Here is a 12,466-nt window from a genome sequence, read left to right as displayed (position 1 = left end):
AGAAGATTTATCTAATTCTCTCATTAATTTTTGAAAATCAAAATCACTCATAAGTTTGTTTTAAATGTTTTACAACGTGTTATATCAAAACTAAATATACACTTTATCAGTGGAAGTTGCGTGATAACAGTATGTTTTTATTGTCTTTAGCAGTTTGCTGTTATGCCCAAAATTACGCTTTTTAATAAATTATTCTTCCGCAGCATAAAAGCCCTAAACAATACTGCAAATTCTAGATTTTAAGCTAGTGATTACTGGAGCACCCTGTCTAATATCAACTATCTTTGCCACAAATTCAGGAAGTACACCTATGTCATTTAAAAAATTAATTGAGCCTTTAAAAGAAACACTTGCACACAAAGGGTTTCAAGAACCTTTGCCCTTGCAAAAAAAAATACTCTCAAAAATTAAAGGAGGTGCCAGTATGTTTGTCATTGCGCCTAAAGGTTCTGGTAAAACAACAAGTATTATTTTAAGTGTCATACAAAACCTAAAGGAGGCTGTCGCAGATGCACCTCGAGCACTAATTTTTGTAGAAAATAAGCAGGCGGCTCTCGATCTTGAGACAGAATTTTACGCTTACAGACAACAGACAGATTTGCGTGTATATTGCGCTTATGACGAGAAAAACATAGACGACCAGCGCGATGAGATTTATATGGGTACAGATATCGTTATTGCAACACCTAAGCGATTGAATAAGATATTTTTTCTTAATGGTATAAACCTTAACGAACTTCAAATGTGTATCGTTGATGATGCGCAGTTTTTACTGGGTAAGAGTAGCTTTTCTGATGTGGTACGCACACCCGAAAGTATAGGTAAATGCCAGTACCTTATATTTTCAGAAAAATTTGACAAACGTTTTGAAAGTTGGCAAGATACCTTTATGGCTAATTCGTTATATATTAAGCAGTAAGAAGTCTTAAATTACTCGTAATAGCAATTCCTAAACTATTTTTTTTGGGGGATTCCGTTTAACGTATTCCCGGTCAAATCAGTAATTTTCAGTAAACAGAATTCTATCTTTGCACCATGCAGTCTACAATTCTTTTTATAACCCCACCGTTTACGCAGTTAAATACTGCTTATCCCGCAACGGCCTATCTTAAAGGCTTTTTAGAAGAGCACGGGGTTTCAGTAACGCATTTTGATTTAAGTATAGAACTCTTTACCTCAATTTTTACCGGTGACTTTCTGCGCGCTATATTCAAGGAAGCTCAAGAATTAGAAAATTTCCAATATCCACAGGTACGTAAATTAAAAGACCGTTATATAGCCTGTGTAGATGTGGTTATTGGGTTTTTACAAAAACAGGATCTCGAGACCGCGCATAAAATTCTTGATCCTTATTTTTTACCGAAAGGACATCGCTTAATAAACGTAAATACATCCATAGATTGGGCTCCCGGTGAATTAGGAATTATAGATAAAGCAAAACACTACGGAACGCTTTTTATTGAAGAAATAGGCGATTTTATACAGGCAAATGTAGATGAGTTTTTCGCCTTTACAAAATATGCCGAGCAAATTGCTACTTCAGCCAGTAGTTTTGACCAGCTTGATGAGTTTTTGAGCTACCAGCCTACGCTTATAGAGGAGCAAATGTTAGACCTTTTAGTAGCGCAAATAGAAACCTGTAATCCACTGCTGGTGTGTTTTACCATTCCGTTTCCCGGAAATTTATTTGCCGCACTACGCTGTTCTCAATTTATAAAACAACTCTTTCCGCAAATTAAAGTTGCTTTTGGTGGCGGCTATTGTAATACCGAACTGCGATCTCTTGAAGATCCCAGAATATTTGAATTTATAGATTTTATCGCTCTGGATGATGGCGAAGGGCCACTACTTAAACTTGTAAGTTATCTTGAAGGTACGATAGATGTAGATCAGCTTGAGCGTACCTATATTCTTGAAGGGAACACGGTTGTGTATAAGAATAAATTACCCAATACCATTTACCACCATCGCAATTTACCGGCTCCTGATTATTCGGGATTACCTTTTGAGAAGTATGTTTCTTTTCTAGATGTGGTAAACCCGATGCACCGTATGTGGACAGATGCACGATGGAATAAATTGACGATTTCTCACGGGTGCTACTGGAAACAATGTTCGTTTTGTGATGTGACTTTAGATTATATAGGCAATTACCAGAATACAACTGCTGCCAGTTTAGTAGATAAAATCGAAAAAATAGTTAGCGATACCGGCATTACGGGTTTTCACTTTGTAGATGAGGCAGCTCCGCCAAAAATGCTAAGAGCTTTATCTCAAGAACTTATCGCTAGAGGGGTTAACATCACCTGGTGGACAAATATTAGGTTTGAAAAAACCTTCGATTATGAGTTGTGTGCATTGATGGCACAAGCCGGTTGTATTGCGGTTACAGGAGGTCTTGAAGTAGCTTCAGACCGCTTGCTGGCCAAGATGAAAAAAGGAGTTGACATTGCTCAGGTGGCTCGTGTAACGCATTATTTTTCGCTAAATAAGATTATGGTGCATGCGTATCTTATGTACGGCTTCCCCACTCAAACCGAACAGGAAACCATAGATTCACTTGAGGTAGTACGCCAACTTTTTGAAAGCAATTGTATTCAGTCTGCGTTTTGGCATCAGTTTACCACAACGGTACACAGTCCTATAGGTAAGAATCCGCAGGATTTTGGGATAAAGATCACAGGTCCTGTTTTTGAAGGTTTTGCTCAAAATGATTTATATCATGACGATGTGCAGGGAGCAGATCATCCTAAATACACGACCGGTTTAAACCGTGCCTTAAACAGTTACTTAAACAATACCGGCTTTGATGCAGATTTACAAAGTTGGTTTGATTTTCCGGTGGTCAAAAAGAGTCACCCGGGAGATTTAATTGCTGGTTTTCTGAATGTCGAAGCTGCTTCGTAAAGTTCAATTTTTTCAATGAATTGTTCTGCATAAAATAAAAAACTAATAGTGCGATACGGCTTTGAGGCCTATTATAGAACCTATGAGCGTGGTGATAAAAAAGATGCGCAGAAAGGTGGCGGGTTCTTTAAAAACGAATATTCCAACCAGTACAGTTCCTACCGCGCCAATACCCGTCCACACTGCATAAGCGGTACCTATAGGCAGTGTTTGTGTAGCTTTGATAAGTAGACCCATACTCAAGCAAAGCGCTACTAAAAAGCCTGCATACCAGAAATACATTTCGTTGCCCGAAGTTTCTTTTGCTTTACCTAAACAAAACGCGAAAGCTACTTCAAACAGGCCCGCAATAATTACTAAAATCCAATTCATAAACGTGATGTATAGGCTGCAAAGGTCGAGATTGAAAAGTGATTAATTGGGCTATACTAAAAAAAATACTTTTTTAAATTTCGCAGGGCGGAAATACTAAAACTTCTCTCTTACGAGCCGGTAAAATAATCATACGTACATTTTGCAATCTCTGCAATGATTTGTTGGTTGGTTTCAGGCTCTTCGGAAGAATTACTCACAAATACACTTATGTAGAAGTACGAATTATTGGGTAAGAAAACAATGCCGATATCATTTAAAGCAGCTGTCAAACCGGCTTCCGTTTGCCCACTGCTTCCGGTTTTATGAGCCACTACAGTAGTTGCGGGCAATAAGCCTTTAATACTGCTTTTTCCGGTGGTAGTTCTTTTTAAGGTATCTAATAAAAACAAATAGCTTTCGGTACTTAATAGGTTTTCATTTTCATAAAAGCGTTTTAAAAGTTGGGTTGAAGCTCTAGCAGTCGTCCAATTCTCAAACTGATTCTCAAATTGAGCCTGCATAGTCATTTCGTTATGTACAATGGCGATATCTTCTATACCAAGCTGCCGTAAATAGTGCTGAAGCACAGCAGGACCGCCCAGTAGGTCAAACAGCACATCGCAGCCCATATTATCACTCCACGCGACGGTATGTTTTAAAATTTCTTGCAACTCCAAAGTCGCCCCATTAGGATATTTTTCACGCAGCGGGCTCCACAAATGTTGATAGTTTTCTATCAGCTCTTTAGGTATTTCAATTGGGGTGTTCAATGCAAGTGTTCCGTTATCAACTTCATTTAAGATTGCCAGTGCAAGGTGAAATTTAAACACACTTTGCATCGGCAGATGTTTTTCGCCATTTATATAAAGGGTGTCTGCCTCGTGCATTCCGTGTATAGCCACGCCCACAGTTGCAGATTTGTTGTTGATAACAGCTTTCAGTTCATTGCGTAGGGTTTCAATAGATTGCGCAGAGAGTGTGGTTGCTATAAAAATGAATAGCATTGATAGTGCCGTTTTGTTACTCATAACATACGCGTTAAATAGATTTACCCGGCTAAATTAAGGAATATAAGTGCATAGTTTAGAACACTTTTTTAATACAAATAAAACTTAATCAATACGTTTTAAAAGTTCTCTGGGAACCTCTAAAAATTCCTGATAACACCAGCTGTTAGGGCAATCTTCATTTCGTTTGGTATGCTCAGCAATTCTAATGCGTATGGTGGGACCACCGTCATCAATTCCACTAAAAACAGCACCTTTTTCAAATGTTTTTTCCGTAGTACCTACCACACCGCCTACGGTTACCGTTTCTGAATAGCTAGTAATAAAGGCGTAATTGAGTTGCTCATTTTTATCTTCAAGAGCACTACAGGAAATTAGGACCATACCTAAGACTAAACTATAAATAAGTTGTTTCATAATCTGATTTAGTTATTAGATACCACCAGCGGTAATTAGTTGCGTGCTTCAGGTTAATTTAGGAGATAAGGTAAAATATAATGTTCTAAAATCGATTCGGGTTGTTGCGTTTTTCCGTTTCTATGATTCCCGGAAGTAACTACAATAACTACTTCAAGCTTCGGAAGTATAAAAATATATTGTCCGCCCGCACCTCTGGCCTCGTAAGTGTCTATTTTGGTGTCATTCAAGGTGTAGGTATGATGCCACCAGAAGTAGCCATAGCCGTTTTTATCTTCTGTATTTTCTAATACATGGTAGTTTTGTAACGAGTTTTCTACCCATTTTTTTGAGATGATTTGTGTTCCATTACACCTTCCTTTATTTAGATACAGTTCGCCAAATTTTAGCATATCAAGCGGTGTCAAATACATTCCTCCGCCAAAATAGGGTCTTCCTTTTAAATCGGTTTGGATGATATAGTTTGAGATCTCTAAAGGCTGAAATAAATACCGGTCTATAAACAGTTCAAGAGGTTGAGATACCCTAGAATCAATAGCAACTCCCAGAAGATACGGGTTTGCAGACCCGTAGTTTGCGTGTGTATTGGGAGCGTAAATCATTTGGGCTTCCAAAATACTTTTCGTCCAGTCTGGTGTAGGTTGATACTTATCTTCTACAGCAAGAGATTCTGGGTTGGCATTTAAACCGTAATCTATCGCGTCTAACCCAGAACTCATCGTGAGTAAACTTTGGAGATCTATTTGTGCCTTTAAGGTGTCTTTATAGCTTTGATAGGTTTCCGGTAGAAAATCAAAAATAGATTGATCTACACTTTTAAATAGCGATTGGTCTTTTGCAATCCCCACAATAGCCGAAGAAATACTTTTAGATGCAGAGCGCATATCGTGCGGAATGCTTGCTGTATAACCCTTAAAATAGGTTTCGTATATACGCTTCCCCTTTTTCGAAATAACTACAGAATGGGTGTTGGGTAAAGAGTCTTTAGCAATCAAAGTTTCCAGTAGCGTAAGCTGAAGCGTATTGGGTAAATCTCCGAAATGTATATCTTTAAAATCGCCAGTTTTCCAGTCTTGTTGAGATTTTGATAACGTCATTACAGTGATTAAATGATCGCCCAGATACATTCCCAATTCAATTTTTTCTGGTAGAAGGGTTCCTTTAAATACCATACCGGTTTTAAAATCAGTAAAAAAAATACGATTGTTTTCTTTGCTGAAGTTAGCACACCAGGTCCCTGTAAATCGATCATCAGCTAAAATGGGGTAGGCTTCATAAGAGTCACCAGAACCGTTTTCTACGCTTAAATAAAAGTCCTGTGCTTTTAGAGAATCTACCATAAGTAGATTCCAGATTCCGGTATAAAAATTAGCTTTTGTTTTAATAAGATCAAGATGATAGAGCAGGAGTCCTGATTGTATAAACCCTGAAATCGTCTTTTTATCTTTAGATATATTACCGGTAAACGATAGATTTTCAGCAAGAGGTATGTTTAGAGCTTCGCCGGCTTTAAATTGAAACGATTGCTCTAGAATTCTATGATCATTTACAATTTTAAAAAGCGCTTCTGAAATTGTTGTGTTTTCTATAGAAATAGTTAAGCTGAACGTTTTTGGGTTTGCTATTTTACCTTCCCAGTTACCGTTGTACTGCGCCATATCCTGTGCAAAGAGGTTAACACTAAGTAGTATAAAAAACAAAAAACTAATCTGTTTAAGTCTCATTTTTGATTGATTTTGATGAACGGTAAAAATGAGCTTTTTAAAACTGAAGAAATTGTATAAAATTAGCGTCGCTGCCTATTTTTTAAAAGTTTTGAAGGTGTGGTGTGGTAGATGCGTTTAAAATTTGCAATAAAATGACTTTGATCGTAAAAACCGCAGGTATAGCAAATTTCAGTCATCGATAATTTATTTAATAAAATAAGATTAAACGCCTGATTCACTTTAATTAACCGGATGTAATTGCCCAGGCTGGTGCCAAAGTATTTGCTAAATTCCCTAGATAAATGTGCAGGGTGTATTTGTAATTTATGACTTAAATTCTCAAGAGAATAGATGATTTCTTCTTCAAAAAGCAGTTCTTTTAATTGATTTACCCAAACTGGTGTTTTCTGTATTTTAGTATTCGGCTTATGCATCAAATCGAATAGCGCAACCAGCGTACTTTCAATACCCAATTGAGTATAGCAGTCATTCCATTTTGCTTCTAAATAGATAGTATTCATAGCCATTTTAAATATTGGGTTTTGAATGGCAAAACTTCCCTTAAAATCAGTTGATTCAAACCCCTTTTTAGAAAACCAATTTCTATTTAATTCTATATGAAAACCTCTCGTAAAATCTTTCGGTTTAATATTGTAATGTGCGTCATCCCAGTTGTGAAATAAGAGATCACCTGGTTTTAGGTAGTAGAATTCTTTCTTATTTGATTCCAATAACTTTCCCTGTAGTAAGTAGGTGAAATACGGATTCTCGTGATAGTGCCAGTCAACCTTATCGTGAATGTATTCGGTATCTGTAACGGTAAACGCATCAAAAATTAATTTTTGATTATGTCTGCCATAAAATTCTCCCGTTTCTAATTTGCGCACTGTTTTATGGGGTTTTAGTGGATTAATTTAATGAGGTAATGACCCAATTAATTAACATATAAGCGCATTCCTGTTCCTATTTAGCTAGTTTATAGTTTGCAATGCTAAAACCTGTTCAATATGCGTCCAGTGATCTTTTCTCATGGTATATAAAACCCGATTGTAAAATCTCATTTTCCATCTAAAAAAAGGATTTAAACGCTTACTATAGGCAGCGGTACAGGCGTTGTTTAGCCAGGCTTCATCAAAACCATCCCATACTCCTGTGGGGCTAATCAGGTTTTCTTTTAGAACCGGAAAGACTTCATACAGGTCAATCTTTTTTAAGGTTGTCACAGATAGATTAGACTGTTTAAACGTATGTGCTATCGCTTCATAATCGTAAACGGTCAACTCGGTATCGAGGTAAAACGAAGCTATAGCGTTCCAGAGTTGCTTTCTAATTTCAAGTTTTCGATTAGTATTAATTGAGTGTATTCTTGAAGATATCTCTTCTTCTTTTTGAAGAACCGCGTTTTCAAAATCATTTTCTTTAGTTTTCATGCTATTGATCTACTAAAAAACACATTTGGGGTTACGCGTTGTTTATGAGGTGTCTAAATTAGTCATAACTATTTAATTATAATCGGTTTAATTGATTTAAAAACCTGAGTTAATCTTAATTCTTCTTCTTTTTCAATACCCGTCCTCGGGGTTCATTAGCTTCGTGCAAAACTACTTCTGAGTGTAGAAATTTTGCAGCTTCGGCAGAATCTTTCACCTTAGTAGCACTGCGTTTGAGCATTTCAAATTCAAAATCTTTAAGTACTTGTTTGCGAATTCCTATTTCTTTCCAGTTTGAAAATGGACCACATCCTTTATAAATAGCTCTGGCAAGTGCTAAGGCATCTAATAAGGCTTGATTGGCACCTTGCCCTTTAAACGGACTCATAGGATGCGCTGCGTCACCTATAAGTGTTACTTGAGTCCCATTTTCTAAATCTGTAGGCTTTAATAGTGCCCTATCGTAAACCGGGTAGCCCGAAATTAATGAGGTTTGTGTAGTTTTAATTATCTGCGGAATAGGAGCGTGCCACTGCAATCTGCGTGAGGCTTCCTCTTTTAATGCCTGAGGTCCTTTTCCATTTAATAGTTTAGCTTCTTGTTCAGGCAATGGGAAACTGAGTTGCCACATAATAGAGTCTGTGGCATACGGCATCATATAAACGCGTTCGTTTCCGTTTGCGGTTTGAAAAACGGTAGCTGCATCTAACAAGGGACTTTCAAGATCTCCCAAATCTACTAAAGGGCAAATTCCTAAAATTACGATACAGTCCAGATAACGCAAAGGAGTATGTTTATCACCCAGGAGCAGTTTGCGCACCGAACTGTGTATGCCATCTGCACCCACAATAAGATCTGCTTTATACTTTTTTAGTTGGCCATTAACACTAAAACTTAGGGTTGGTGTTTCGCCATTTGTATAATTAATAAACCGATGATTCCACCGTACAAGATCTGTACCTTCAAGTTGATTGAGAAGTTGCTCGCGCAGGGCTTGTCTTGCAATGTGAATGTTTGTACGCTTTGAAAACGTAGGCGCTTCGGCATCTAGCCATTTACGCATTCCCCATTCGCCGATTATACTACCATCTGTTGTGTGAACGACGTGTCGTGTAGAGACCACGCCCTCTTGTAAATTAAAAAGGCCTAATCCTGCAACTGCTTTACTTGCTTGCTGAAGGGTAAGTGCATACCCTTGAGAACGCGCATCAAAACCTGTATCACGCTCAAATAAGATAAAAGGGATACCACGATGCAAACAGGCCACAGCTAGAGCAACACCGCCTATGCCACCTCCTACAATTGCTATGAGCGGATAGTTATTAGAATCAGGAAGGGGTTTTTCTGATACAGCAACTAAACCAGAGCCGGCACAAAATTCACAGGTGTACAGGTGACCTTTAAGAAGAGTAGGAGCAGGACCTTCTCCTTTATTGAATTTATCAAGTGCCTGTGCATAACTAAGACGTACTTTTTTACGAAGTCTGCGCCTTTTTTTGCCTTGTCCTTTGCATTCCTGACAAACTGCATGGTATTTTTTATCCTTTTCTGTGTTCTTCAATTCTTATTGATTAATTCTCATTAGAAGCGATTTAAAAACTCAGTTTTAGTTTAAAAATTACTTTTTATTGTGCAAACGAATTTAGCAATTAGAAGTGGAATGGCAGTATCAGGTAGTTTATTGAAATTTAGAAAAATTACTTTCTCAATAAATCTGAAGGCTCCGGTTCTGAAACCGATTTTTCTGATTTCGGAGTGTTTTTCAAATCCTGCATTTCTACACGGGTACGCGGTAAACTATGCGGATAATTTTCCTGTATAAAAAGTACTAGTTTTTCACGTACTAACACCCGTAAATCCCAGGAAGTAGGAGAATCTTTTGAGCTCATTAACGCTCTGGTTTCTACCACCTCATTTTTAGTATCGGTTACTTGTAAGACGTTAACCTCACCATCCCAGAGGTCTGTATTTTCAAGTATGCGGGTCAATTCATTTCGTAAAGCATCAAAGGGTACATTATAATCGGTATAAATAAAAACAGTACCTAAGATGTCTGATGAATTACGCGTCCAGTTTTGAAAAGGTTTTTCAATAAAATAAGTGGTAGGCAATACCAGACGGCGTTTATCCCAGATTTTAACAACGACATAGGTTAAATAAATTTCTTCAATACGCCCCCATTCGCCTTCAACGACTACCACATCATCTATACGTATAGGTTGCGTAAATGCAATTTGAATCCCCGCCATTAAGGTACCCAGCGCTTTTTGTGCGGCAAAACCGATTATAATTCCGGCGATTCCCGCTGAGGTTAGAATACTTACACCTATAGCTCTAATGCTGTCAAAACTCATAAGCGCAATGCTTACGGCAAACAGAATGATTAGAAAAATAAAAACCCGTTCCAGTACGGTGAATTGTGTGTAAATTTTACGAGCGTGTACATTATCTGCCGCACTCATATCATACTTTGTTAAAATGTTTCTCTTAAATGCTTTGATGATAAGAATCAATGCCCAGGTTAAACTTATAATAAAAAGTAGGGTACTGCTGTGTGATAGTACACTTGCTTGTACATATGAAGTGATTTCTTCCTTCGCAAGTACAATTCTAAGAATTAAAGCAAGTAAAAATAAGGCAAGCGGAATACGTATGCGTACCGCAAAATTTACGGGTAAAATCGTTCTGGGACTTTTACCGAATTTTTTTAAGATGTAGAAAAGTATACCGAATGCCACAATTCCTGAAATCAGAATTATAACAAGAAAAAGGGATGTTTTTGAATCTATAAAACTAATCATACAATTTTATTTAGTGCTCTATATTTAAATCTAACTGCTTGAATTCAATTTACTTGTTAAGAATTTTAAAAACTTTTAAAGCTTGTAAACTATAACGTTAGTAAATAAGCAGCTAGTTATTGAGTATAGGTAAATCTTAAAAAAAAAGCCTGTGGTTTTTAATCACAGGCTTTTGTAAATAAATTAATAAGTAAAGATTTAATTTGTTGAATATCCCGGATTTTGCTCCAGAACGGCATCTTTATTCAGTTGTATTTCGCGTAGCGGAATAGGTAAAAGTTCGTGAAATTCCTGTAAGCCTTCTATGCGCATAGTCTGAGGCAAAGGTATGTTTGGGTCCTGCACATTAAGACGGGTTGCACGTTCCACAAGTGTTTTGGTACGCATCAACGTCATTCTTCTGTTTTCTTCGGCAAGTAATTCACGTACACGTTCATCAAGAATAAAATCTAAAGACATATCTCCCGCAACTACCTGTGGGGCGTTTGCACGTGTTCTAAGTATGTTTATCGTTGTAGCAGCGCCTGTTGTGTTATTTTGCATTACTTGTGCTTCAGCCTTTAATAAATAGGTTTCACCTAATCGCATTAAGATAAAATCTTTCCACATACCAAAACCAAATACATCTGCTGGGTCAAAATGTCCCCATTTTAATGTGTAGGGTTGAATTCTTGCAAGGGTATCAATCCCGGTATACGGTACTAATTCTCCGTAAATATCTGCGAAATTAGAGTCAGGATTGTTGTATCTAAAGCGTTTGTGAATACTATATTTTGAATTACGCATATCGCCGTCATCATATAAATCATAGATTACCCAATTATTTAGACGTATACGTGCAACACCTCGACCTCCTAAAGAATCTGCAGGGATCATCCCGTTTACGTTATGATAACCGGCTCCCCAAATACGTCTTTGTTGAGGGTTACCACTAGAACCACCGCGTACATCAGAGGGGTTCTCATTTTCTAACACCCATAAAGCTTCGGTATTGCCTTGCGAACGGCGCTGATTTCCTTTAAAAAACATATCAGAAAATGGATCTCCTTCTTCTGAGGCTTTAACTCCATAACGTTGCGTTACCAGTTGAAAAGCCTGGCTGTTGATGATAATATCTGCCTGATCTTCGGCAAGGTCTGGTTTTCCTGCACGCAGGTAAAATTCTGCGAATAATTGATTGGCGACATACTTGTTTACACGAGCTTCAAATTGAGGAGCATTTGTAGGTGCGCCCAGATTTTGAGTTGCAAACTGTAAATCTGTTTCAATTTGAGTATTAATTTCGGCTAACGTATTACGCGTATAATCAAAGCGAGCTTCAGTAATAGGCTCAGTAATTAAAGGCACTCCACCAAAAAGTGTAGCCAAATTATTATAAGCATAGGCTCTAAAAAATCGAGCTTCAGCATTAATAGCATCTTTTTGTTCTTGCGTCAATTCTGCAGAAGTAGAACTTTCAATACTTGCTATTATACTATTTGCATTTTCAACCATATTGTACCACAGTTCCCAGCTTTGAAAAGCAGCATTGTCATCTGTAGTTAACTGGTTGTATTTGTAGTATGGTACTTCAATTCCCTGAGGAGCGGTAGGCCAGGTAATGTCTGTTCCTGCTTGCCATACAGATAACCAGCCTTGATCACTACTGCGGGTATAAAAAGTACTCAACATCTGGTACAAGCCTAATAATTGTGCTTGATAACCCAGTTCATCATTCAAGGTTTCTGGTGTATAGTCAGAACGTATTTCTTCTACCAGAAAATCATCACTACACGAGCTTAACATAAAAATGTTTAAGCTCAAAAGTGCTATAATTATCTTCGATTTATTTTTCATAAAAGGTA

11 protein-coding genes are annotated in these 12,466 nt (G+C 37.5%); 2 read left to right on the top strand and 9 right to left on the bottom strand.

Features of this window, described 5'->3' with window-relative positions; all coding sequences use genetic code 11:
- Positions 1 to 310 precede the first annotated feature (310 nt).
- Together ACEN25_RS15020 and ACEN25_RS15015 are read left to right on the top strand one after the other, a co-directional pair.
- On the top strand, positions 311 to 919 hold the full coding sequence (locus ACEN25_RS15020; RefSeq protein ID WP_441803622.1) for a DEAD/DEAH box helicase: 609 nt from the start codon (positions 311 to 313) through the stop codon (positions 917 to 919).
- A 116-nt stretch (positions 920 to 1,035) separates the two neighbouring features.
- Complete coding sequence (locus tag ACEN25_RS15015; RefSeq protein ID WP_441803621.1) at positions 1,036 to 2,907, top strand: B12-binding domain-containing radical SAM protein; 1,872 nt, start codon at positions 1,036 to 1,038, stop codon at positions 2,905 to 2,907.
- A gap of 42 nt (positions 2,908 to 2,949) precedes the next feature.
- Here the strand turns inward: ACEN25_RS15015 and ACEN25_RS15010 are convergent, their stop codons facing one another.
- The 9 genes from ACEN25_RS15010 to ACEN25_RS14970 all read right to left on the bottom strand — a co-directional run bounded on the left by ACEN25_RS15010 (position 2,950) and on the right by ACEN25_RS14970 (position 12,458).
- The gene (locus tag ACEN25_RS15010; protein WP_441803620.1) at positions 2,950 to 3,279 is read right to left on the bottom strand and encodes a DMT family transporter; all 330 of its coding nucleotides are present in this window, start codon (positions 3,277 to 3,279) and stop codon (positions 2,950 to 2,952) included.
- 110 nt (positions 3,280 to 3,389) lie between these two features.
- Positions 3,390 to 4,289 carry a class A beta-lactamase, subclass A2 gene (bla, locus tag ACEN25_RS15005; protein ID WP_441803619.1) on the bottom strand — a complete coding sequence of 300 codons (900 nt, stop codon included), beginning with the start codon at positions 4,287 to 4,289 and terminating at the stop codon, positions 3,390 to 3,392.
- Positions 4,290 to 4,373: 84 nt separating this feature from the next.
- A complete protein-coding gene (locus ACEN25_RS15000; RefSeq protein WP_441803618.1) occupies positions 4,374 to 4,685 on the bottom strand; it encodes a hypothetical protein in 312 nt (103 codons plus the stop codon).
- Between the two features lie 53 nt (positions 4,686 to 4,738).
- Positions 4,739 to 6,409, bottom strand: coding sequence for a serine hydrolase domain-containing protein (locus ACEN25_RS14995; RefSeq protein WP_441803617.1), 1,671 nt, complete (start codon positions 6,407 to 6,409; stop codon positions 4,739 to 4,741).
- 62 nt (positions 6,410 to 6,471) lie between these two features.
- Complete coding sequence (locus tag ACEN25_RS14990; RefSeq protein WP_441803616.1) at positions 6,472 to 7,278, bottom strand: helix-turn-helix domain-containing protein; 807 nt, start codon at positions 7,276 to 7,278, stop codon at positions 6,472 to 6,474.
- An 84-nt stretch (positions 7,279 to 7,362) separates the two neighbouring features.
- On the bottom strand, positions 7,363 to 7,821 hold the full coding sequence (locus ACEN25_RS14985; protein ID WP_441803615.1) for a DUF7079 family protein: 459 nt from the start codon (positions 7,819 to 7,821) through the stop codon (positions 7,363 to 7,365).
- A gap of 115 nt (positions 7,822 to 7,936) precedes the next feature.
- Complete coding sequence (locus ACEN25_RS14980; RefSeq protein ID WP_441803614.1) at positions 7,937 to 9,382, bottom strand: FAD-dependent oxidoreductase; 1,446 nt, start codon at positions 9,380 to 9,382, stop codon at positions 7,937 to 7,939.
- Between the two features lie 136 nt (positions 9,383 to 9,518).
- Complete coding sequence (locus tag ACEN25_RS14975) at positions 9,519 to 10,622, bottom strand: mechanosensitive ion channel family protein (protein ID WP_441803613.1); 1,104 nt, start codon at positions 10,620 to 10,622, stop codon at positions 9,519 to 9,521.
- A gap of 198 nt (positions 10,623 to 10,820) precedes the next feature.
- The gene (locus tag ACEN25_RS14970; protein WP_441803612.1) at positions 10,821 to 12,458 is read right to left on the bottom strand and encodes a RagB/SusD family nutrient uptake outer membrane protein; all 1,638 of its coding nucleotides are present in this window, start codon (positions 12,456 to 12,458) and stop codon (positions 10,821 to 10,823) included.
- Positions 12,459 to 12,466: the final 8 nt, after the last annotated feature.

Source organism: Leeuwenhoekiella sp. W20_SRS_FM14, assembly GCF_052119605.1.
Taxonomy (GTDB): Bacteria; Bacteroidota; Bacteroidia; order Flavobacteriales; family Flavobacteriaceae; genus Leeuwenhoekiella.
Note: the sequence above shows the minus strand (reverse complement) of the source record. Positions and strands in the feature narration are given on the sequence as shown.

What these genes read in the sequence shown, in the direction of transcription:
- ACEN25_RS15020 (WP_441803622.1), top strand. Translation starts at nt 311, where the DNA reads ATGTCATTTAAAAAATTAATTGAGCCTTTAAAAGAAACACTTGCACAC.
- ACEN25_RS15000 (WP_441803618.1), bottom strand. Translation starts at nt 4,685, where the DNA reads ATGAAACAACTTATTTATAGTTTAGTCTTAGGTATGGTCCTAATTTCC.
- ACEN25_RS14975 (WP_441803613.1), bottom strand. Translation starts at nt 10,622, where the DNA reads ATGATTAGTTTTATAGATTCAAAAACATCCCTTTTTCTTGTTATAATT.
- ACEN25_RS15015 (WP_441803621.1), top strand. Translation starts at nt 1,036, where the DNA reads ATGCAGTCTACAATTCTTTTTATAACCCCACCGTTTACGCAGTTAAAT.
- ACEN25_RS14985 (WP_441803615.1), bottom strand. Translation starts at nt 7,821, where the DNA reads ATGAAAACTAAAGAAAATGATTTTGAAAACGCGGTTCTTCAAAAAGAA.
- ACEN25_RS14995 (WP_441803617.1), bottom strand. Translation starts at nt 6,409, where the DNA reads ATGAGACTTAAACAGATTAGTTTTTTGTTTTTTATACTACTTAGTGTT.
- bla (WP_441803619.1), bottom strand. Translation starts at nt 4,289, where the DNA reads ATGAGTAACAAAACGGCACTATCAATGCTATTCATTTTTATAGCAACC.
- ACEN25_RS15010 (WP_441803620.1), bottom strand. Translation starts at nt 3,279, where the DNA reads ATGAATTGGATTTTAGTAATTATTGCGGGCCTGTTTGAAGTAGCTTTC.
- ACEN25_RS14970 (WP_441803612.1), bottom strand. Translation starts at nt 12,458, where the DNA reads ATGAAAAATAAATCGAAGATAATTATAGCACTTTTGAGCTTAAACATT.